Source organism: Flavobacterium glycogeni, from assembly GCF_048286775.1.
Classification (GTDB): Bacteria; Bacteroidota; Bacteroidia; order Flavobacteriales; family Flavobacteriaceae; genus Flavobacterium.
Map to the genome: position 1 here is coordinate 60286 of NZ_JBLVPV010000010.1, position 21607 is coordinate 81892.

At 32.8% G+C, this 21607-nt stretch carries 22 protein-coding genes; 11 read left to right on the forward strand and 11 right to left on the reverse strand.

Translation table 11 applies throughout. From position 1 onward, the window contains the following. The first annotated feature begins 8 nt into the window (after nucleotides 1–8). The 10 genes from ACNQGX_RS09905 to ACNQGX_RS09950 all read left to right on the forward strand — a co-directional run bounded on the left by ACNQGX_RS09905 (nucleotide 9) and on the right by ACNQGX_RS09950 (nucleotide 10509). Nucleotides 9–326, forward strand: a complete 318-nt coding sequence (locus tag ACNQGX_RS09905) for a DNA-directed RNA polymerase subunit omega (protein ID WP_026709525.1) — start codon at nucleotides 9–11, stop codon at nucleotides 324–326. A gap of 8 nt (nucleotides 327–334) precedes the next feature. Beyond that, nucleotides 335–1546, forward strand: coding sequence for a bifunctional phosphopantothenoylcysteine decarboxylase/phosphopantothenate--cysteine ligase CoaBC (gene coaBC / locus ACNQGX_RS09910; RefSeq protein WP_131916465.1), 1212 nt, complete (start codon nucleotides 335–337; stop codon nucleotides 1544–1546). Between the two features lie 77 nt (nucleotides 1547–1623). After that, nucleotides 1624–2508 (forward strand): type IX secretion system protein PorD, encoded by an 885-nt coding sequence (gene porD, locus ACNQGX_RS09915; protein ID WP_417975813.1) that lies wholly within the window; start codon nucleotides 1624–1626, stop codon nucleotides 2506–2508. A gap of 54 nt (nucleotides 2509–2562) precedes the next feature. Next, nucleotides 2563–4215, forward strand: coding sequence for a DNA repair protein RecN (gene recN / locus ACNQGX_RS09920; RefSeq protein ID WP_417975815.1), 1653 nt, complete (start codon nucleotides 2563–2565; stop codon nucleotides 4213–4215). Nucleotides 4216–4310: 95 nt separating this feature from the next. Beyond that, the gene (gene fabV, locus ACNQGX_RS09925) at nucleotides 4311–5501 is read left to right on the forward strand and encodes an enoyl-ACP reductase FabV (protein WP_417975817.1); all 1191 of its coding nucleotides are present in this window, start codon (nucleotides 4311–4313) and stop codon (nucleotides 5499–5501) included. Between the two features lie 114 nt (nucleotides 5502–5615). Further along, nucleotides 5616–6425 (forward strand): enoyl-ACP reductase FabI, encoded by an 810-nt coding sequence (locus ACNQGX_RS09930; protein WP_417975955.1) that lies wholly within the window; start codon nucleotides 5616–5618, stop codon nucleotides 6423–6425. Nucleotides 6426–6546: 121 nt separating this feature from the next. Next, complete coding sequence (locus tag ACNQGX_RS09935) at nucleotides 6547–7548, forward strand: glycosyltransferase family 2 protein (RefSeq protein ID WP_131916471.1); 1002 nt, start codon at nucleotides 6547–6549, stop codon at nucleotides 7546–7548. Between the two features lies 1 nt (nucleotide 7549). Then, entirely contained in the window at nucleotides 7550–8146 is a 597-nt protein-coding gene (gene coaE / locus ACNQGX_RS09940; RefSeq protein ID WP_417975819.1) for a dephospho-CoA kinase, read from the forward strand. Nucleotides 8147–8205: 59 nt separating this feature from the next. Next, nucleotides 8206–9789 carry a sensor histidine kinase gene (locus ACNQGX_RS09945; protein WP_417975821.1) on the forward strand — a complete coding sequence of 528 codons (1584 nt, stop codon included), beginning with the start codon at nucleotides 8206–8208 and terminating at the stop codon, nucleotides 9787–9789. 3 nt (nucleotides 9790–9792) lie between these two features. Further along, the gene (locus ACNQGX_RS09950; RefSeq protein WP_091170468.1) at nucleotides 9793–10509 is read left to right on the forward strand and encodes a response regulator transcription factor; all 717 of its coding nucleotides are present in this window, start codon (nucleotides 9793–9795) and stop codon (nucleotides 10507–10509) included. Nucleotides 10510–10563: 54 nt separating this feature from the next. Here ACNQGX_RS09950 and ACNQGX_RS09955 read toward each other — a convergent pair whose 3' ends face one another. From ACNQGX_RS09955 to ACNQGX_RS09995, 9 genes are all read right to left on the reverse strand, one after another. Further along, nucleotides 10564–11304: an acyl-[acyl-carrier-protein] thioesterase gene (locus ACNQGX_RS09955; protein WP_417975823.1), complete on the reverse strand. Its 741-nt coding sequence runs from the start codon at nucleotides 11302–11304 to the stop codon at nucleotides 10564–10566. 30 nt (nucleotides 11305–11334) lie between these two features. Next, nucleotides 11335–12252, reverse strand: a complete 918-nt coding sequence (gene miaA / locus ACNQGX_RS09960) for a tRNA (adenosine(37)-N6)-dimethylallyltransferase MiaA (protein WP_417975825.1) — start codon at nucleotides 12250–12252, stop codon at nucleotides 11335–11337. A 160-nt stretch (nucleotides 12253–12412) separates the two neighbouring features. After that, a complete protein-coding gene (locus tag ACNQGX_RS09965; RefSeq protein WP_417975826.1) occupies nucleotides 12413–13243 on the reverse strand; it encodes an ion transporter in 831 nt (276 codons plus the stop codon). A gap of 27 nt (nucleotides 13244–13270) precedes the next feature. Continuing rightward, nucleotides 13271–14632, reverse strand: coding sequence for an exonuclease domain-containing protein (locus ACNQGX_RS09970; protein WP_417975828.1), 1362 nt, complete (start codon nucleotides 14630–14632; stop codon nucleotides 13271–13273). A gap of 176 nt (nucleotides 14633–14808) precedes the next feature. Next, entirely contained in the window at nucleotides 14809–15177 is a 369-nt protein-coding gene (locus ACNQGX_RS09975) for a four helix bundle protein (RefSeq protein ID WP_417975830.1), read from the reverse strand. A gap of 27 nt (nucleotides 15178–15204) precedes the next feature. Further along, on the reverse strand, nucleotides 15205–15858 hold the full coding sequence (locus ACNQGX_RS09980; protein WP_417975832.1) for a YggS family pyridoxal phosphate-dependent enzyme: 654 nt from the start codon (nucleotides 15856–15858) through the stop codon (nucleotides 15205–15207). 33 nt (nucleotides 15859–15891) lie between these two features. Then, nucleotides 15892–17112 (reverse strand): DUF1015 domain-containing protein, encoded by a 1221-nt coding sequence (locus tag ACNQGX_RS09985; RefSeq protein ID WP_417975834.1) that lies wholly within the window; start codon nucleotides 17110–17112, stop codon nucleotides 15892–15894. A 79-nt stretch (nucleotides 17113–17191) separates the two neighbouring features. Further along, on the reverse strand, nucleotides 17192–18079 hold the full coding sequence (locus tag ACNQGX_RS09990; protein ID WP_099715112.1) for a 3-hydroxyacyl-CoA dehydrogenase family protein: 888 nt from the start codon (nucleotides 18077–18079) through the stop codon (nucleotides 17192–17194). Between the two features lie 42 nt (nucleotides 18080–18121). Next, nucleotides 18122–19087 (reverse strand): Gfo/Idh/MocA family protein, encoded by a 966-nt coding sequence (locus ACNQGX_RS09995; protein ID WP_091170433.1) that lies wholly within the window; start codon nucleotides 19085–19087, stop codon nucleotides 18122–18124. A gap of 144 nt (nucleotides 19088–19231) precedes the next feature. On the opposite strand from ACNQGX_RS09995, the gene ACNQGX_RS10000 reads away from it, so the two are divergent. Continuing rightward, a complete protein-coding gene (locus ACNQGX_RS10000) occupies nucleotides 19232–19873 on the forward strand; it encodes a protein-L-isoaspartate(D-aspartate) O-methyltransferase (protein ID WP_131916481.1) in 642 nt (213 codons plus the stop codon). Nucleotides 19874–19922: 49 nt separating this feature from the next. Here the strand turns inward: ACNQGX_RS10000 and ACNQGX_RS10005 are convergent, their stop codons facing one another. Both ACNQGX_RS10005 and smpB read right to left on the reverse strand, forming a co-directional pair. Further along, entirely contained in the window at nucleotides 19923–20972 is a 1050-nt protein-coding gene (locus ACNQGX_RS10005; RefSeq protein ID WP_417975837.1) for a Fic family protein, read from the reverse strand. A gap of 81 nt (nucleotides 20973–21053) precedes the next feature. Beyond that, a complete protein-coding gene (gene smpB, locus ACNQGX_RS10010) occupies nucleotides 21054–21506 on the reverse strand; it encodes an SsrA-binding protein SmpB (protein WP_131997292.1) in 453 nt (150 codons plus the stop codon). Between the last annotated feature and the right edge of the window lie 101 nt (nucleotides 21507–21607).

Sequence of the window (21607 nt, forward strand, 5' to 3'; positions counted from 1 at the left end):
ATAAAGTCATGGATTTAAAAAAGACGAATGCTCCAGTAAATACAATAACATACAACAAAACTGTTATTGAAGAACCTACTGGTAATGTGTATGAAGCGATAACCATTATGGCTAAAAGAGCAAACCAAATCAATTCTGAAATTAAAAAAGAATTGACTGAAAAATTGGAAGAATTTGCTACATATAATGACAGTCTTGAAGAAGTTTTTGAAAACAAAGAGCAAATTGAGGTTTCAAAGTTTTACGAAAAACTACCTAAGCCACACGCTTTAGCAGTTCAAGAATGGTTAGATGGTAAAATCTACCACAGAGATTCAAATAAATAATAGTTACTATGTCAGTTTTAAGCGGTAAGAAAATTCTACTTGGAGTTTCTGGTGGAATTGCAGCCTATAAAACAGCCACATTAGTACGACTTTTCATAAAAGCAGGTGCACATGTCCAAGTGATAATGACACCTGCTTCTAAGGATTTTGTAACTCCTCTTACGTTATCTACGTTATCCAAAAATCCTGTACATTCCAGTTTTTATAATCAAGACGACGAAAATGAAAAATGGAACAATCATGTTGAATTAGCACTTTGGGCTGATTTGATGGTTATTGCTCCTGCAACAGCAAATACTTTGTCTAAAATGACAAACGGTACTTGTGATAATCTATTGATTGCAGCCTATCTATCAGCAAAATGTCCTGTTTATTTTGCTCCTGCAATGGATTTAGACATGTACAAACATCCTTCTACCATTGCTAATTTCTCTTCTCTGACTCAGTTTGGCAATGTAATAATTCCTGCCGAAAGCGGTGAATTAGCAAGCGGATTATCCGGTGAAGGAAGAATGGCGGAACCTGAAAATATTGTAGCTTTTCTGGAAGCAGATTTAAATAGCAAATTACCTCTTAAAGGAAAAAAAATATTAATTACCGCCGGTCCCACATACGAAGCAATAGATCCTGTGCGTTTTATAGGAAATCATTCTTCGGGTAAAATGGGTTTTGATATAGCGATAAGCGCTGCAAATCTAGGTGCTTCGGTGATTTTGGTTTCGGGACCTACAAATTGTAAAGTTTCAAATCCATTGATTAATGTGATTAGTGTTGTATCTGCAGAAGAAATGTATGTGGCTTGTCATCAGTTTTATGCCGATGTGGATGTTGCGATTGCGGCTGCGGCCGTTGCAGATTACAAACCCAAGATTGTTGCACAACAAAAAATAAAAAAAGCAGCTGATAATTTTACAATAGAACTCGAAAAAACGAAGGATATATTAGCTTCTTTGGGTGAACAAAAGAAAAATCAGTTTCTGATAGGTTTTGCTTTAGAAACAGAAAATGAAATTGAAAATGCGACCTTGAAAATTCAGAAAAAAAACTTAGATTTGATTGTTTTAAATTCGCTTCAAGATCAGGGTGCTGGTTTTGGTAAAGCAACGAATAAAGTTACCTTTATTGATAAATATTTCAATATTGAGCCAATGGAATTGAAATCTAAAGAAGCTGTTGCTGATGATATTCTAGAAAAGGTGAAAGTACATTTTATGAAATAGGGTAACGGATTGTAATGGAAACGCAATGTTGGTGTTTGAATTATAGATAACCGTTAAGAAATAATACAAATCTACAGATGAATAAAACAATTATTTTTTTTCTGCTTTTTACTTTTGGGCTTACGCAAGCGCAACAATTAAACTGTACGGTAACGGTTGATTCACAAAAATTGAGTGTTACAAATCAGCAAGTTTTTAAAACCTTACAAACTTCAATAAGTGAGTTTGTAAATAAAACGGATTGGACGGGACAAACGGTTAAGCAAAACGAAAAAATTAATTGTTCGATGTACATTACCATTTCTTCGAATAGCGCAGATCAATTTACTGCAACTATTCAAGTGCAATCTTCAAGACCTATTTTTAATTCCTCTTATTCATCTCCAGTATTAAATTATAATGATAAAGACTTTAATTTTAGATATACAGAGTTTGAAAATCTAATTTTTAGTCCAACTACATTCGATTCTAATTTAATTTCTGTTGTGGCTTTTTACAGTTATATGATTTTAGGAATGGATGCGGATACTTTTGTTTCCGAATCTGGAAATTCTTATTTTGAAACGGCTCAAAATATCTCGAATGTAGCTCAACAAGGCGGTTCCAAAGGATGGAGCCAAACTGATGGAAACCAAAACCGTTACTTTTTAATAAACGATATTTTATCTCCTGCATTCAAACAAGTGCGACAATCCATGTTAGATTATCATACTGGTTTAGACCTAATGAGTAAGGATTTAAAAGCGTCTAAAGAAAAAATAAAAGGATCACTAATCGATTTGACTAAACTAAATGCTTCCAGACCCAATGCATTTTTAACGCGTGTCTTTTTTGATGCTAAATCAGATGAAATCGTTTCTATTTTTTCTGGTGGACCCAGCATTACAATCTCAGATTTAGTAGATAATCTGAATAAAATTTCTCCTTTGAATTCAAGTAAATGGATGCTGATAAAATATTAATTGATTTTCAATTTTTAGTTTAATCCAGCTTCACATCACAAAACAATATAGTAAATGATAACGTCACTTTCGATAAAAAACTATGCCTTAATAGAAAAATTGTCTATCGATTTTTCAAAAGGTTTCTCAACAATCACAGGAGAAACGGGTGCAGGAAAATCAATAATTTTAGGAGCATTAGGACTGGTTTTAGGAAAAAGAGCCGACTTAACTTCTTTAAAAAGCAAAGAAGAAAAGTGTGTCATTGAAGCTCATTTTGAAATTTCTAAGTATAATTTGCTTCCTTTTTTTGAGGCTAATGATCTGGATTATGAAAATGACACCATAATTAGACGTGAAATCCTTCCTTCAGGAAAATCAAGAGCTTTTATAAATGATAGTCCTGTAAATCTTCAGGAATTGCAGGAACTCAGCTTGTTCTTGATTGATATTCATTCGCAACAGCAAACCCAAGAACTTTCGGATGAAAATGTGCAGTTCGAAATTATTGATGCAATTGCCAATAATAAAGAAACAATTCTGGAGTATCAGTCGCTTTTAAAAAGCTATAAATCGGATAAATCCAAATTAAATTCGCTGCTGAAAAGACAAAGCGAATCTAAGAAAGAGCAGGAATACAATACTTTTTTATTGGATGAATTAGTTGCGGCACAATTAAAATCGGGCGAGCAAGAAACTCTTGAAACTGATTTTGAAAAATTGAATAATGTTGAGATTATAAAAGAATCTATCGATAGGTCTTTGGCTATAGCCAATGAAGAACAAATTGGTGTTATGCATAATTTGAATGAAATCAAGGTTTCATTACAAAAAATCGCCTCTTTTTCGACTGAATATCATTCTTTGTTAGATAGGATTACAAGCGTAACGATTGAGTTTGATGATATTTCGGATGAAATGAATCGCTGTTCCGAAAAACTTATTAATGATCCGGAACAATTGGACTTAATTAGTCAAAAGCTTCAGGTGATTTTTAATTTGCAAAAGAAGCATCAGGTTTTATCCGTGGACGAATTACTGGAAATTCAAGCGAATCTTGAGAATTCAGTTTTAGAATTAGGCAATATGGAAGAAGAAATTGCTGCACTGACTATTTCTATTGAACAAAAAACAGTTGAATTAGATGCTTTTTCGACTACAATTCATACTAATAGATTGGATTCGATTCCAGTTTTATCTCAAAAATTGATTACCATTTTAGAAACTTTGGGAATGCCAAATGTTCGCTTCAATATTGATATTAATACTACTGAAACCTATTTCCAAAATGGAAAAGATGAGCTTCAGTTTTTATTCTCGGCCAATAAAGGAACAGACTTTGGTTTATTGAAAAAAGTGGCTTCCGGCGGAGAAATGTCAAGGATTATGCTTGCTGTTAAGGCGATATTAGCACAATACTCAAAATTACCAACCTTAATTTTTGATGAAATTGATACTGGTGTTTCCGGAGAAATTGCCATTAGAATGGGGGAAATCATGAAGGAAATGAGCCAGGAAATGCAAATTTTTGCTATTACCCATTTACCTCAAATTGCAGCAAAAGGAAATGCACATTTCAAAGTATTTAAATCGACTGTTGGTGACGATACACAATCTGAATTGAAGTTATTAAATGGAGAGGAAAGAGTGGTCGAAATTGCTCAAATGTTATCTGGAACGGTTGTTTCTGATTCGGCCTTAAATCACGCTAAAGCCTTGCTGAACTAATTTTTTACTTTATATTTGTTTCCTTTAAAAACAAGATGTTTGCATCAGCAATAAAACAATTACACGAATAAATAAAAAAACGAATAACCAAGAATATGATTATAGAACCTAGAATGAGAGGATTTATTTGTACGACATCTCACCCAAAAGGATGCGAACAAAATGTTAAAAATCAAATAGAATATATTAAATCAAAAGGACCTATAAACGGGGCTAAAAAAGTATTGGTAATTGGAGCTTCAACCGGTTTTGGTTTGGCTTCCAGAATTTCAAGTGCTTTTGGTTCTGATGCAGCAACAATTGGTGTATTTTTTGAAAAACCTCCAACAGAAGGTAAAACTGCTTCACCAGGTTGGTATAATTCTGCAGCTTTCGAAACTGAAGCGCATACAGCAGGTTTATATGCAAAAAGTATCAATGGTGATGCGTTTTCGAATGAAGTAAAACAACAAACATTAGATCTTATAAAAGCAGATTTAGGGCAAGTGGACTTAGTAATCTATAGTTTGGCTTCTCCTGTTCGTATGCACCCGGTTACCGGTGTTTTGCATCGCTCTGTTTTGAAACCTATCGGAAGCACTTTTACTAATAAAACAGTTGATTTTCATTCGGGTAAAGTTTCAGAAATTTCAATTGAGCCTTGTAGTGGTGATGATATTGAAAATACGATTGCTGTAATGGGTGGTGAAGATTGGGGAATGTGGATTGATGCTTTAAAAGCAGAAAATCTTCTTGCTCCGGGCGCTACAACTGTTGCTTATTCTTATATTGGGCCATCATTGACTGAGGCAGTTTATAGAAAAGGTACAATTGGTCGCGCTAAAGATCATCTTGAAGCGACTGCATTTGCTATCACTGACAGTTTAGCTGCTATTGATGGAAAAGCATTTGTTTCGGTAAATAAAGCATTGGTTACACAAGCAAGTTCAGCCATTCCGGTTATTCCATTGTATATTTCTTTATTGTATAAAATAATGAAAGAAGAAGGAATTCACGAAGGTTGTATCGAACAAATTCAACGTTTGTACCAAGAAAGATTATATACTGGAAATGAAGTTCCGGTTGATGAGAAAGGAAGAATCCGTATCGACGATTTAGAAATGCGTCCTGATGTTCAAGAAAAAGTGGCTAAATTGTGGATTGAAGCTGTAACTGAAAATTTATCTGAAATAGGAGATTTAGAAGGATACAGAAAAGATTTTTACAATCTATTTGGCTTTGACGTAGAAGGAGTAGATTATAAAGCAGATGCAAACGAAGTGGTAAACATCGAAAGTATTGCTTAATCCTTACTAAATTAAATATTTAGTTTCTGTAATGCATTTTAATTTCACAATGGTTTTATTCATTTCGAAATTAAGGTGCATTATTTTTTTAAAGAACAGACTTAAATTAATTGTATTATGTATAACTTATTAAAAGGAAAACGAGGAATCATTTTCGGCGCTTTGGATGAAAATTCAATCGCATGGAAAACAGCAGAAAGAGTGTTTGATGAAGGAGGAATTTTTGTTCTTACCAATGCTCCGGCTTCCATACGAATGGGAACGATTGATGAGCTGGCGATAAAAACAAATTCTCAAATTATCCCTGCTGATGCTACATCTGTGGCTGATTTAGAATATTTAGTAGATCAAGCTATGGAAATTCTGGGCGGTAAAATAGATTTTGTTTTACATTCCATCGGAATGTCAGTAAATGTTCGAAAAGGCAATCATTACACCAATCAGAATTACGATTACACGGAGAAAGGATGGAATGTTTCGGCAGTTTCTTTTCATAGAGTAATGCAGGTTTTATATAAAAAAGATGCCATGAACGAGTGGGGAAGTATTGTTGCGCTATCTTATATGGCAGCGCAACGCGTGTTTCCGGACTATAACGACATGGCGGATAACAAAGCGTTTTTAGAATCTATTGCACGAAGTTTTGGTTATTTCTTTGGTAGAGATAAAAAAGTAAGAGTCAATACTATTTCTCAATCTCCAACGCCTACAACGGCTGGTCAGGGTGTAAAAGGATTTGGCGGATTTATAAATTTTGCCGAGAAAATGTCACCTTTGGGAAATGCATCTGCTTTAGATTGTGCTAATTATACCCTAACACTATTTTCTGATTTGACCAGAAAAGTAACGTTACAAAACTTATTGCATGATGGTGGTTTCTCAAACATGGGAGTAAGCCAGGAAGTGATGGAAATGTTTGAATAAAAAGCAGCAAATTATTTATAAAACCATCGATTAATAGTTGATGGTTTTTTTATGGATAAAGATTATATTTGTTAAAATTTTTTATGTCTAAAAAAACTCTTTAATACCACATTTTTAATTTATGTTATTTTCCCTAATTATACCAGTTTACAATCGTCCGGATGAAGTTGATGAACTTTTAGAAAGTTTATCTCATTCAACGTATAACGAAATTTTTGAAATTGTTATTATTGAAGATGGTTCTTCTATAGTTTGTAAAGATGTAGCTCAAAAATATGGTGACAGATTGGATATTTCCTATTATTTCAAGGAAAATTCAGGTCCTGGAGATTCCAGGAATTATGGTATGAAAAAGGCCAGAGGTGATTATTTTATCATTTTTGATTCGGATTGTATTATTCCAAAAGAGTATTTGTCAGAGGTTGACAAAGCTTTAAAACAAAATTATGTAGATTGTTTTGGAGGACCTGATAAAGCTTTAGACAGTTTTTCGGATATACAAAAAGCAATTAATTTTGCGATGACTTCGTTTCTGACCACTGGCGGAATTAGAGGAGGTTCGGAAAAAATTGATAAGTTTCAGCCTAGAAGTTTTAATATGGGATTATCTCGCAAAGCTTTTGAAGCATCAAAAGGGTTTGGGAATATTCATCCTGGCGAAGATCCGGATTTGTCTATCCGTTTGTGGAATTTAGGTTTTGAAACCAAACTTTTCCCCAATGCATTTGTCTATCACAAGCGAAGAATTGATTGGGATAAGTTTTCTATTCAGGTAAATAAATTTGGAAAAGCACGACCTATTCTGAATAGTTGGTATCCAAAATACAACAAGCTTACTTTTTTCTTTCCTTCGGTATTCATAATTGGATTTTTTAGTTCCTTTTTATTAATGTTGATTTTTAATTTTGATTTGCTGCTTCAATTGTATTTTGTTTACTTTTTGGTACTGTTTTTGGTGTCTTCCTATCAAAATAAGAGCTTAAAAATCGGGTATTTATCATTGATAGCCGTTTGGAAACAATTTTATGGTTACGGAACGGGTTTTATAAAATCTTTTTATAAAATTATCATTTTGAAGCAAAAACCTCAAGAAGCTTTTCCTGAATTATTTTTCAAAGTTTAATATGACAAAAATAATTGGTTTAACTGGCGGTATCGGAAGTGGGAAAACCACTATTGCAAATTATTTTGAATCGTTTGGTATTCCGGTATACATTGCTGATGACGAAGCCAGAAAAATCATGCAAACCTCAGAAATTATAGTAGCCATTAAAAACGTATTTGGTAATGCAGTTTTTGAAAAAGAGATATTGAATAGAGAAAAACTGGCAAAAATTGTATTCAATGACCCTGAAAAATTAGAAAAACTTAACAATATTGTTCATCCTGCCGTAAAAAAGCATTTTGATCAATGGCTAATACAACATAAAAAAGTTTCTTATATTATTTACGAAGCCGCTATTTTATTTGAAAGTGGAGGTTATAAAAACTGTGATTTGATTATAACTGTCACAGCGCCAATAGAATCAAGAATTCAAAGAGTTGTTGAGCGAGATAAAACCACACGTGAACTTGTTTTAAAACGAATAAACGCACAATGGACTGATGAACAGCGCATTTCAAAAAGCGATTTCAGCATAGAAAATACTGCTATAGAAACTGCAAAATTAGAAGTTGTTAAAATTCTTAAAATTTTAAAGATTAAACAAAAAGTGATATAGGTGTTAATGTTTGGTTAATCTATTATTTAATATATTGTTAAAATACTAAATTTGTTTCGATGAATAAACTTTTTTTCAGATTACTTGTTTTATTGATGAGTCTGTCCTTAATAGGAATAATTCTTGTTCAAGTGTATTGGTTTAATACTTCATTCAAAAACAATGACGAGCAATTTAAATTTCATGTTAAGCAAGTTATTGGAAATGTGGCAGATAAACTTCAAAAACAAGAGGCATATAGTTTTTATGATAAAATAAATCATTATAAAGACAGTACTGGAAAAGTACCTGAAAAGGATGATATATTAGAGTTTTATTATGTTCAAAAAAATCCCAGAACAAATAAAACCATCATATATTCTAACAGTATAATTTCGGAGGGTTATAATATTTCACCAACGTTCTTTGATAAAAAATTTGATAGTGAAAAATTCAAGAGCTTTAGTTCCAAACGTGTAACTAAAGTTTACAATAATAATTCTATGGATAAATCAGGTCTGAATCAAAGTTTGATCCCTGATGTCAGTATTGAAAAATCAGGAAATCTTGCTATTTTAGACAATGTCCTTTTTGAAATTTCAGCCAAGGATGTATTGTCTGCAATGCCACTTGATGAACGTGTTTCCAGTGATGTTTTGCAAAAACTCATTAAAAAAGAATTAGAAGAATATGGTATTGAAACAAGATTTGAGTTTGGTATTTACAGCAATAATTTGGCTACCAAAATTAAATCCAATGCGTTTAAATATGATAAAGACGCCACCTATTCAATTCCTATTCTTACGGATAATGAAGGGAACACGAAATACCAATTGTTGGTAACTTTTCCTCTAAAAAAGAAATTTTTATTGTCAGAACTCGTTAGTATAACAGTTCTTTCGATTGTTTTTACACTGATTATTTTAATTGCGTATACAAGTGCATTGAATCAATTAATTCGTCAACGCCAAATTTCTGAAATCAAAAACGATTTCATTAATAATATGACACACGAGTTTAAAACTCCAATTGCAACTATCAATTTAGCTTTGGATGCGATTAAAAATCCAAAAATAATAGATGATAAAGAGAAGGTTTTGCGATACCTTCAAATGATTAAGGATGAAAATAAACGCATGCATGCACAAGTTGAAAATGTGTTGCGAATCTCTAAATTAGAAAAGAGAGAATTAGATATTACCAAAGAATCGAATAATATTCATGAGATTATTGAAGATGCAATAGATCATGTGAATTTGATTTTAGAAGACAGGCAAGGAACAATTACCTGCCATTTTAAAGCCATTAGAACCACAGTTTTAATCAATGATGTTCATTTTACCAATGTCATTGTGAATATTTTAGAAAATGCGATAAAATACTCGCCTAATGTTCCTGAAATTGAAATTTTCACTGAAAATATCAAAGATATGGTCATTATCAAAGTAAAAGATAGTGGACTGGGAATGAGTAAGATAGCTCAAAAAAGAATTTTTGAAAAATTCTACAGAGAGCATACCGGAGACATTCATAATGTTAAAGGACACGGTTTAGGTTTAGCTTACGTAAAGAGAATTGTTGATGACCATAACGGTCAAGTATATGTAGAAAGTGAAAAGGGAAAAGGGAGTACCTTCATAATAAAATTACCATTAATAAATTAGAATATGGAAAATGTAAATAAAAAAATACTTTTAGTTGAAGATGACCTTAATTTTGGAGCAGTTTTAAAAGATTATTTAATGCTAAATGATTTTGATGTCACTTTGGCCAAAAATGGAATGGAAGGATTCGAAAAATTCAAAAAGGATACTTATGATTTATGTATTCTGGATGTAATGATGCCTTATAAAGACGGTTATACTTTGGCGAAAGAAATCAGAGAAAAAAATAATGAAGTGCCAATTATATTTTTAACAGCAAAATCGATGAAAGAAGATGTGTTGAAAGGATATAAAGCGGGTGCTGACGATTACCTGAATAAACCTTTTGATTCGGAAGTATTGTTGATGAAAATCAAAGCGATAATTCAAAGAAAATCATCGGATACTAAAGCAGAACAAGTACAATTTGAATTTAATATTGGTAAATTCCATTTGAATTCAAAACTTCGTTTTTTAACTTTTAATAATGAAGAGCCAATAAAATTATCTCCAAAAGAGAATGAATTATTGAAAATGTTAATCCTTCACGAAAATGATTTGATGCCAAGAGAATTGGCATTGACGAAAATTTGGAGAGATGACAACTATTTTACTTCCAGAAGTATGGATGTGTACATCGCTAAGTTGAGAAAGTATTTGAAACTGGATGAAGATGTGGAAATTTTAAACATCCACGGAGAAGGATTCAGATTAGTTGTTAAGAATAAAGTAGCAGAATAAATAGATATAAGCCTCAAGAAATTGAGGCTTTTTTTTTGGAGCGAAAGGACGTTTTTATTTCCAGTTCAATTGTAAAGCGAAACTCGTCTTGTCTTCTTTTGTAATACTAAAAACAGTCTCTCTTTCAGAAATACTTTCGTGAATAATCACTTTGTCTTTTAATGATAATTCCTTTAAGAAATTCATTTCAAAACTTTCAATTTTTTGATTCAGTATTAATTTTTCATCAACCAGATCCAAACACCATTCCAGGTATTTGACATTATTGACATGATTTACAATGTCTAGATCGGATAAAAATACATTTCTTTCAAAAACTATTTCTTTCTCATGATTGAAGTTGATTTTAGAAAACCCTTCAAGAGTAGCTCTTTTTTCGGGATATAATTCAAAATGTTCAAACGGTAAAGCCAATCCTTCCGGTCGACGCTTTTTAGTATTAAAAACAGCCCAAAAAGTCTCAGAGCCTACAATTTTCTCTCCATTCACATGCATTTCCAGTGCTCGTACTGAACGGGAGTTCTCCAAGGAATTGATCCATGTTTTTACGGTTACAGTATCTCCCCATTTTGGTAATTTAGAGATTTCAACTCTCATTCTGCTTAAAACCCACGCTTGGTCAAATTCCTGCATGTCAGTAAAACTGATTCCTCCAATTTCTGAATGTGCCGCAGCCGTTAATTGTAAAATATTACACAAATCAGTGTATTTTAAAAATCCATTTGGCGCGCATTGTGTAAAATTGATTTCCCAGTCTTTGCTAAGAACAGAAGTAAAATTTGAAGCTATTGGCATATAAATTAGTATGAATTTGTATTTTTAGTTTTATTTTTTTGAATGGATGTAATCTATAATAACATCATACGGAGTTTCAAAATCAAACCATTTGGTGTTTTCATTTCTTTTGAACCAAGTCAATTGGCGTTTAGAAAATCTTCGAGTGTTTTTCTTTATTTCTTCAATCGCAAATTCCAATGAAATTTCTCTGTCAAAATAGCTGAATAATTCTCTGTATCCCACAGTCTGCAACGCATTCAACTCTTTATTTGGGAATAACGTTTTTGCTTCAGCCAGAAGTCCTTCGTTCATCATGATGTCAACACGTTGATTGATTCGACTGTAAATGATTTTTCTGTCAGCTTCCAGACCTATTAAAATAGGAGTGAAGTCTCGGCTGTTTTTTTTCTGGTTTAAAAAAGAAGAATACGGTTTCCCGGAACCCAGGCATACTTCTACAAAACGCATCATTCGTTGTGGGTTTTGTAAGGTTTGAGGATTTTCGGCGGTCAAACTTTTGTAATAATCAGGATCTAAAGCTTCTAGCTTTTGTTGTAAATACCCAATTCCCAGTTTTTCGTAATTTGTGGTTATTTCAGTACGTACTGTAGCGTCTATTTCGGGAAATTCATCAAAACCCTTTAAAATTGCATCAACATATAATCCGGAACCGCCAACTAGAATTGCATAATCATTGGTCAAAAATAATTCGTCTAGTTTTGCAATTGCTTCTTTCTCAAAATCACCAACGGTATAATTCTCGAATATGGATTTGTTTTGGATGAAATGATGGGTAGCCGCTTCTAACTCGGCTTTGTTTGGTACAGCGGTTCCAATGGTCATTTCCTTGAAAAACTGCCTGCTGTCACAGGAAATAATATCACATTTAAAATAATTAGCTAATACTATACTCAAGGAAGTTTTTCCTATAGCCGTAGGTCCGATAATGGTTATTAAGTATTTCATATTTTTTAGCCCAGATGGAAACGGAAACCCCGGAGTTATGAAAGTTTGTTTTTCTTGGTGTAAAAGAGCGACCAAAGGAAGCTCCTTTTATGCCTTAGAAAAACAACTGGAATAACGAGGAGTTGCAGTGTACAGCTGGAATTGCTTCAAATTATTAGCATTATAAATCTGCACCACAATGGTAGCAGTATTTTGCGTTATGTTCATGTCCTTCGGTACCGCAAACAGTACATGGATTAATTCTTTCGGCCCTTGGTTTTTTACGATTGCTGTTTGCAAATTCAGCAGAAACAATTCCTGTAGGAACCGCAATAATACCGTAACCCATTATCATTACTACCGATGCGATGGCTTGTCCTAGCGGTGTTATAGGCGAAATATCTCCATATCCTACCGTTGTCAGTGTTACGATTGTCCAATAAATACTGATGGGAATGCTGGTGAAACCGCCTTCTTTTCCTTCAACGATATACATTATTGAGCCAATGATGATGCTGCTGATTAACATGAAGTAAATGAAAATAAGTATTTTGCCTCTACTGGCAATCAACGCTTCTTTTAGGTGAGTGGATTGACTGGAGAATTGTGGATGTTTCAAAATCTTGAATAATCGCAACAATCGCAAGGCTCTTACAACTGTTAAAACGCTGGTTCCAACAAAAAACAGTGAAAAATACATGGGTAATGTTGCAATCAAATCAATTATTCCATAAAAACTAAAGATATATTTTATGGGTTTTTTGATAGATATAATCCTAAGAATGTATTCTAAAGTAAAGAAAATGGTGATAATCCATTCCAAAACTATGAGTTGTTGGTGGTACTTTGTGTCAAAACCTTTGACTGTTTCAAGCATCACTATAACGACACTCAATAGAATAACGCCTAAAAGAATGAGATCAAATAATCTTCCGGAGGCGGTATTTGTTCCGTAAATTACGACATTAGTTCTATGTCTAAAAGTGTCAAATTTTGACTTTAATCTTTGCATAATTATGTTGTAATTATTAGCATGTGATTAGAATTTTACAATTTTCAGTGTTTTACTTTTTCGAACATGACCTTGAATGATATTACGTATATCCCTATTGTTTTGCATGGGAATGATAATGTTTTTAAGGATTTCGATGTTGTTTATTTGATAGTTTAGGTCATAGAAAGCATAGCCTTTATAAATTCCGTTTTCAATTAAAACTGCGCTGCGTTCATTGATGGTTCTTCCTCGGTCAACAAGTACCATATTTTGATTTTCGAAGCTATTATTTTCTATAAATCCCTGAACTCTTGCGTTATATTCTTCAGCTGAAATCTCGCCAATGCAAGCTCCGTCACACTCTTTTATATTGTATTGAAAACAGTTAGTTTTTGAAACATATAAACCTGTAAGTTTTTGGCACAAATTATAATGGGATGTTATTCTGAACAACGCATTTTTACCTTCTTGCAAGGAAGTAAATGAGGTGATTTCTTTTTTTCGGCCGTCTGCTTTTTGAAGTTTTAGGTTGAGATAACCATTTTTATCTTTTTCAGCGTATAAAGCCAATTGGGAAATATTTTTTCTTTGTCCTCGGTTATGGATAGGTTTGTTGATTTTTATTTCTTCACTTTCTTTCAATAAAGCGATCAATTCACTTCCGGTTTCATCATATGTTACCGTAAAAACTTCGGCTTGTATCTTCTTGCATTTTGTGGAAGTCCCTGTAAAATGCTGATTGACACGTTTTTTTATGTTTCGGCTTTTGCCAATATAGATCAGATTTCCTTTTTCATTGTGAATGTAATAGATACCTGTTTTAGCGGGTAAGCCAGAAACAATATCCAGTAATTTTGGAGCAATCCCTTTTTCGATTTCCAGTTTTATAAAATCTTTTACAATTTCTTTCTCTAAATCTTTCTCCAAAAGTATTTTGAATAATTTCACCGTCGCCAATGCATCACCACTGGCTCTGTGGCGGTCTGCCATTGGGATTCCAAGAGCACGGACCAGTTTTCCTAAACTATGGGATGGTTGCTCCGGTAATAATTTTTTTGATAATTCAACAGTACAAAGTGTTCTGGCTTCAAAATCATACCCTAATCGTCGGAATTCAGTTCTTAGTATTCTGTAATCAAAAGAGGCATTATGAGCCACAATAACACAATCATTTGTCATTTCGATGATGCGTTTTGCTACTTCAAAAAATTTAGGAGCAGATTGTAACATGGTATTATTAATACCAGTAAGTTTCACTACAAATGGTTGAATTGGAATTTCCGGATTTACCAAACTGATGAATTGATCCACCACTTCATGACCATCAAATTTATAGATGGCGATTTCAGTGATTCCCTCTTCGTTGAATTGTCCTCCAGTGGTTTCTATGTCTAGTATTGCGTACATTTTCAATGTCAATTTCAAAAATCAATAGCAATGTCAATTTCAAAAATCAATTATAATAACAAAATCAATATTAAAAGCAAATATCAATTTTAAAAATCTAAAAAATTGAATATTGTAATTGCTATTGTAATTGCTATTGAAAAAATATTTTTATTGCCATTGTAATTGTTATTGAATTATTTTTTATTATTTATCATTTTTGAAGCGATAGCTATAAGTTCTTCAACTTCTGTCAAAAGCCACTTTCTTTCTTCTAAATCTCCTGTTTTTATATAATCAAGAACTTTTAATGAATTTCTGGACTCTTTGAGTTCCTTAACGGAAAGAGAAACTTTAAATATAAAATCTTTACTTGTTATTGTTCCTTGAGCCTCTCCGTAATTCAATGAAGAACTTCCAGATGATCTTATCAGTTGGTTTTTATAATATTCAATTTCATAAGACTTTTCTAATTTTCTAACAAAGAAAATACATTCACCTGCAAATCGAACTAAACGGTCTTCAAAACTGTATATTTTTTCAAAATTAGGTTCGTTTATTTGCATTTTTATTGAAATTGAATTTCGTTATTGCTAATTTCTTCCCCCAAAGATACTACTTCCAATCCGAATCATTGTGCTTCCGCATTCAATTGCAAGTTGATAATCTCCCGACATTCCCATAGAAAGAATGGTAAATTGTGAATTATGAATTTTGAATCCATCAAAAATAGATTTTAAATGGGTGAATTCTTTCTTGATTTGATCTTTATTGTCTGTGAAAGTTGCCATTCCCATTAATCCAACAATTCGGATATTTTTCAGTTCCTGAAATTCATTTGATGATAGGAGTGAAGCGAGTTCTTCCTCGTCAAGACCAAATTTAGTTTCCTCTTCTGCAATATGTATTTGTAATAAACAATCGATAATTCTATTGTGTTTTAGCGCTTGTTTGTTGATTTCCTGTACTAATTTTAAGCTATCTACTCCGTGAATCAAGCTCACAAATTGTGCCATAAATTTGACTTTATTCGTCTGAACGTGACCTATCATATGCCATTGAATGTCTTTGGGCATTTGTTCCCATTTCTCGGCCATTTCCTGGATTTTGTTTTCTCCAAAAATGAGTTGACCGGCTTCATACCCTTCCATTAAATCCGAAACAGGTTTGGTTTTTGAAACTGCAACTAAGGTTACCTGTTGCGGTAATGTAGATTTTATCTTGAGTAAGTTGTTCGCTATTGACATTTTAATGTTTTGATTTTAAAGCGTTACTAAAACCTAAAGTTCATAAACGACCAATCCGCTTCTAAACTTTGGTTCGATGTATGTGCTTTTTGGTGGCATTATCAAATTGGCATCAGCCAAAGCTTTTATTTCTCCAATATTAGATGGAAATAGAATAAAACCAATTTCAAATTCTCCTTGGTCAATTTTATTTTTCACTTCCAATACGGATTGTTTTCCTGAAAGGTATTCTATTCGTTCATCATTACGTAAATCCTCAATGGCAAGAATAGGCAGCAACACTTTTTTGTATAAAATTTGAGTGTCTAAGCTGTCTAAAGCTGTTTTGAAAACTTCATTTTCTTTTCGTAAAATTAAGCTATAAAACTCATTGTCCAGATACATTCCGAACTGATGCTTTTGAGAAGGCTGAAAAGGTTGCTGAAATTTATTTTCAACAATGAAATTCTTGTCCAACTCATTTATGAAATCTTCTTTCGAGAAACCGTTTAAATCTTTTACCAAACGATTGAATTCATATATTTTGACATTGTTTTCGGAAATCAAATAGCTCAGGATGTGATTTTTTGCTGTATTTTCTGAATCATCATTTTCCTCCGATAATAATTTTAGTGCTTCGGTACGATGATGACCGTCAGCGATATAAAGATTATTTGTCTTTTCAAATATGTTTTGGAGCCAATTGATTTCTAATGCATCTTCAATTTTCCACAGGTAATGAATCTCCTTTTTTGTGGTTGAAAACTCAAAATCAGCTAATTTTTGGGTACAGTTAAAAATCCAGTTTTCTATGGTTTTATTATCTGGATATGTCATTAAAACAGGTTCGGTATTGAACTCTGAATATTTCATATATTCTTTTAGTAATCGGACTCTGAAAGCAATAATATCTTCATGTTTTTTGATGATATCATTGCGATAATCTTCTACGCTTGTTCCCGCAATAATCCCTGTGAATGATTGTGTTTTGGTAACAATTTTATGAATATAAATGGCAGGTTTTTTATCTTTTACTAAAATGATTTCATTTTTGAAATCCTCGTATTTTTGATGTACTTGTCGGTATCTTTTTTCAAAAGAAACGCTTTCCTGATTGGTATAAGCTGGTTTTAAAATATGCAAAAAAGACAACGGATTGAAATCCAATTGCGCTGCTAATTCAGCATTTACATATTCTTCATAAGAACGACAAGTAACAAGACAAACCTTATCACGAGTAGGACGAACTGCTTTGAAAGGAACTATTTTGGCCATAATTATGTCAAAAGTCAAAAGCCAAAAGTCGGGCGTTTAAAGTAATTAATTTTAGACGCTCGACTTTTAAACATAGAGACTATATAAATTGTTTAGAAATTTTCTCTGCTTTTTTGCTTTCGGAATAATCGTAGAAACCTTCACCAGATTTCACTCCCATTTTTCCCGCACGAACCATATTTACCAGTAATGGACAAGGCGCATATTTTGGATTTTTGAAACCGTCGTACATTACGTTTAAAATAGCTAAACATACATCAAGACCAATAAAATCGGCTAATTGTAAAGGTCCCATTGGGTGTCCCATTCCAAGTTTCATAACAGTGTCAATTTCATAAACACCGGCCACTTTGTTGTATAATGTTTCGATAGCTTCGTTAATCATTGGCATCAAAATTCTATTGGCAACAAAACCAGGATAATCGTTTACTTCAACGGGGGTTTTTCCTAATTTCTCGGAAAGATTCATGATGATTTTCGTCACTTCGTCAGAAGTATTATAACCACGAATAATTTCTACCAGTTTCATGATAGGCACCGGATTCATAAAGTGCATTCCGATAACACGTTCCGGATGTGCCACAACTGCTCCAATTTGAGTAATAGAAATGGAAGAAGTATTGGTTGCCAAAATCGTATTGTGAGAACAAGCTTCGTTTAATTGCTTGAAGATATTTAGTTTTAGTTCTACGTTTTCAGTTGCAGCTTCAACCACTAAATCTACTCCAACAACGCCATCTTTAATATCTGTATATGTGATGATGTTGGTAATCGTTTTGGCTTTGTCTTCTTGGGTAATGCTTCCTTTTGCAATCATTCGGTCTAAATTGGCGGCGATAGTTGCCATTCCTTTATCCAAAGATTTTTCAGAAACATCTATTAATTTTACGGTAAAACCACTTTGTGCAAAGGTGTGGGCGATTCCATTCCCCATTGTTCCTGCTCCGATTACGGCTATTGTTTTCATTCTTATTTTGGATTAAAATATTTTAATTTTAGAATTTAAAGATTATTTCTTGAAACAATCAATAATTTGATACGCCACTCTTAAGGCTTCAGTTGCTTGTTCCAATGTCACCACAGGAGTAGTGTTATTGTTGATGGCATCTGCAAATGATTCCAGTTCGTCAAGAATTGCGTTGTTTTGTTCTACATCTGGATTGGAGAAGTAGATTTGTTTTTTTACGCCTTCAGCATTTTGTAAAATCATATCAAAATCACCGGGAACTTCCGGAGCATCTTTCATTTTTACCACTTCACATTTCTTTTCTAAGAAATCAACCGAGATATAAGCGTCTTTCTGGAAAAAACGAGATTTACGCATATTTTTCATAGAGATTCGGCTCGCCGTTAAATTGGCAACACAACCATTTTCGAATTCTATTCTCGCATTGGCAATATCTGGTGTATCACTGATAACCGAAACGCCACTGGCATTTATATTTTTCACTTTTGATTTTACAACGCTCAAAATAGCATCAATATCATGAATCATCAAATCTAGAACCACAGGAACATCGGTTCCACGCGGATTGAATTCAGCAAGACGGTGGGTTTCAATAAACATAGGATTTTCAATCATGTTTTTGGTAGCGATAAATGCTGGATTGAAACGCTCTACATGACCAACTTGACCTTTGACATTGTATTCTTTTGCCAAAGCGATTATTTCTTCGGCTTCTTCAACCGTATTTGAAATGGGTTTTTCAATAAAAACATGCTTGCCAGATTTGATGGCTACTTTGGCACATTTGTAGTGAGAAAGAGTTGGTGTAACAATATCAATTACATCAACGGCATGAATAAGAGTAGCAATTGTACTAAAATGTTTATAGCCAAATTCTTTAGAAACCTTTTCAGCATTCTCTTGATTTGGGTCATAAAAACCGACTAATTCATATTTATCAGATTGTTGTAATAAACGCAAATGTATTTTTCCTAGATGACCAGCACCTAATACTCCAATTTTCAGCATAACGATGTAATTTTTACAAAAATAGCAATAAAATGATTAATCTATTATTGATATGAGACAATTATTCAGTTAATTTAAAATTTAAAATCCAACATTTGAATTCAGAAATTGTTTTCTATTTTTGCCAAAATAAAATAGTAAATTTTGAAAGACACAGCCAAGCATCAAGGACTTCGGAATCAATTAGTAAGCGTTTTAGAACAAAAAGGGATTACTGATAAAAGTGTTTTGGATGCGATAAAAAAGATTCCAAGACATTTATTTTTAAATTCCAGTTTTGAAGATTATGCTTATCAAGATAAAGCATTTCCTATTGGAGCTGGTCAAACGATATCGCAACCATACACCGTAGCTTTTCAATCTCAATTATTAGAAGTAAAAAAAGAACATAAAATTTTAGAAATAGGAACAGGTTCTGGATATCAAACAGCTGTTTTATGTTTGTTAGGAGCCAAAGTATTTAGCGTTGAAAGGCAAAAAGAATTGTTCAAACAAACTTCTGTTTTATTTCCAAAACTGAATATTCGTCCCAAACATCTTTCTTTTGGAGATGGTTATAAAGGATTACCAAGTTACGCACCTTTTGATAGCATTATTGTTACTGCGGGCGCTCCGTTTATTCCACAGCCTTTGATGGCACAGCTAAAAATAGGAGGAAGGCTCGTTATCCCGTTAGGAGAAGAGGTACAAATTATGACTTTGTTAATTAGAAAAAATGAGACACAATTTGAGAAACATGAGTTTGGTGAATTTCGATTCGTTCCTTTATTGGAAGATAAAAATTAAAATCCCATCCCCAACCCTTCCCGAAGGGAAGGGAGCTGAAGATGTATTTTTATTGACCAATAATGTTTAAATAACGTTCTAAACTTTCTTTTTCTATTTGAGCAATAAAGAGTAAAAAATCATCTTTATTATTTTTAGTTTGAGCCGTTTCCAGTGCCTGATAGTATTGCATTCTACTGTCATAATCGCCTTTTATATTAGCGATAATGTAGCCATGTTGTAATAAAATCAAGTTCATAACCAAGCGTGAAGTTCTGCCATTCCCATCTATAAATGGATGAATGGTGACTAATCTCTCGTGGATTTCAGCAGCTAAAACTATAGGATGAAGCCTTGATTTATTGGTTTCATACCAAATAAAAAAATCTTCCATTTCTTTGGCAACCAGAAACGGTTGTGAAGGCATATGACTGCTTCCTTGAATCATTACTTGTACTTTCCTGTAGCGACCCGCATCTTCCGGATGAATCCCTCTCAAAATAAGATTATGAATAGACAGTACTTCGCGTTCATTTATGGAACTATTTCTTTGCATTAAATCTTTGATGTATGCAATCGCTTCTTGATGATTAATCACTTCAAGATGTTCTCGCATACTTTTTCCTGATATCGTTAAACCTTCATTGATAACCAAATCAGTTTCCCGAAGCGTCATCGTATTTCCTTCGATACGGTTACTTTCAAATGTGTATTCTAGCTCTAAAGCTTGTGCAATGCGATAGCTATCAAATTGACGAAACCCATCTAGTTTAGTCTTTAATATATCAATTTCATCTAAAATTTTCTGAAGTGTAGTAGATAATTTTTTCTTTGAAGGTTTACTTTGATACCTTACTTCTTGTTCCGCAACCAATAATGCTTTTAACGCAAATTCATCTTCGCCAATTTCATAAAGAATTTTTTCTTTAAGCCAGACGACCATTATTGTTTCTAAATCTATTTCCAGTAAAGAAGCTAATTTTATAACTTGCTCTCTAGTAGGCTTTCTGGTTCCGCTTTCAAATTTACTTATTAAGGCTTGATCAATTCCTAAAAGTTGAGCCACTTCTCTAGTTTTGAGCCCTTTTTGTTCTCTTGCATTTTTGAGTAGTGTTTTCATTTTTAAAAAATGTTTTTAATTGTCTTGACAAATTTAGTCATTTTTTTAAATAAAAAATAATTTATTCAATACTCTTTTAATTTAAAACGATTTTTTGATTCTGTCTAAGTCGCGTTTGGTATCTTGTTCTTTAAGAGATTCACGCTTGTCGTAGGTTTTTTTACCTTTACAAAGACCAATTTGAAGTTTAGCCATTCCTTTTTCATTGGTAAACAATTTCAAGGGAACTATGGTTAATCCTTTGGCTTGGACACTTTTTAGCAAACCTTTTAATTCTCTTTTATTCAAAAGTAATTTACGTTCACTTCTGGCTTTGTGGTTAAATTGATTACCAAAAGTATATTCTTCAATATAGGTATTTATCGCAAAAAGTTCATTATTGCTAAACTCACAAAAACTCTCTGTGATGTTCGCTTTTCCTAATCGAATGGATTTGATTTCGGTACCAGCTAAAACAATTCCAGCAGTAAATGTTTCGATTATTTCATAGTCAAATCGAGCTCTTTTGTTTAATATATTTATTGTTTTTAGCATAGTTTACAAATGTATAATAAAATTGAAAATTTATCCAGTAATAAGCCCTAAAATAAGTGTAAATATTTTTCAAACTATGATTTATATCAGTTAATAATGAA

Coding starts and splice junctions, on each gene's coding strand:
- ACNQGX_RS09970 (WP_417975828.1), bottom strand. CDS start 14,632: ATGTACGCAATACTAGACATAGAAACCACTGGAGGACAATTCAACGAA.
- ACNQGX_RS10005 (WP_417975837.1), bottom strand. CDS start 20,972: ATGAAAACACTACTCAAAAATGCAAGAGAACAAAAAGGGCTCAAAACT.
- ACNQGX_RS09935 (WP_131916471.1), top strand. CDS start 6,547: ATGTTATTTTCCCTAATTATACCAGTTTACAATCGTCCGGATGAAGTT.
- fabV (WP_417975817.1), top strand. CDS start 4,311: ATGATTATAGAACCTAGAATGAGAGGATTTATTTGTACGACATCTCAC.
- ACNQGX_RS09995 (WP_091170433.1), bottom strand. CDS start 19,087: ATGCTGAAAATTGGAGTATTAGGTGCTGGTCATCTAGGAAAAATACAT.
- miaA (WP_417975825.1), bottom strand. CDS start 12,252: ATGAAATACTTAATAACCATTATCGGACCTACGGCTATAGGAAAAACT.
- coaBC (WP_131916465.1), top strand. CDS start 335: ATGTCAGTTTTAAGCGGTAAGAAAATTCTACTTGGAGTTTCTGGTGGA.
- ACNQGX_RS09975 (WP_417975830.1), bottom strand. CDS start 15,177: ATGCAAATAAACGAACCTAATTTTGAAAAAATATACAGTTTTGAAGAC.
- ACNQGX_RS09905 (WP_026709525.1), top strand. CDS start 9: ATGGATTTAAAAAAGACGAATGCTCCAGTAAATACAATAACATACAAC.
- ACNQGX_RS09955 (WP_417975823.1), bottom strand. CDS start 11,304: ATGCCAATAGCTTCAAATTTTACTTCTGTTCTTAGCAAAGACTGGGAA.
- ACNQGX_RS09980 (WP_417975832.1), bottom strand. CDS start 15,858: ATGTCAATAGCGAACAACTTACTCAAGATAAAATCTACATTACCGCAA.
- smpB (WP_131997292.1), bottom strand. CDS start 21,506: ATGCTAAAAACAATAAATATATTAAACAAAAGAGCTCGATTTGACTAT.
- coaE (WP_417975819.1), top strand. CDS start 7,550: ATGACAAAAATAATTGGTTTAACTGGCGGTATCGGAAGTGGGAAAACC.
- ACNQGX_RS09990 (WP_099715112.1), bottom strand. CDS start 18,079: ATGAAAACAATAGCCGTAATCGGAGCAGGAACAATGGGGAATGGAATC.
- ACNQGX_RS09950 (WP_091170468.1), top strand. CDS start 9,793: ATGGAAAATGTAAATAAAAAAATACTTTTAGTTGAAGATGACCTTAAT.
- ACNQGX_RS09965 (WP_417975826.1), bottom strand. CDS start 13,243: ATGCAAAGATTAAAGTCAAAATTTGACACTTTTAGACATAGAACTAAT.
- porD (WP_417975813.1), top strand. CDS start 1,624: ATGAATAAAACAATTATTTTTTTTCTGCTTTTTACTTTTGGGCTTACG.
- ACNQGX_RS09985 (WP_417975834.1), bottom strand. CDS start 17,112: ATGGCCAAAATAGTTCCTTTCAAAGCAGTTCGTCCTACTCGTGATAAG.
- recN (WP_417975815.1), top strand. CDS start 2,563: ATGATAACGTCACTTTCGATAAAAAACTATGCCTTAATAGAAAAATTG.
- ACNQGX_RS09945 (WP_417975821.1), top strand. CDS start 8,206: ATGAATAAACTTTTTTTCAGATTACTTGTTTTATTGATGAGTCTGTCC.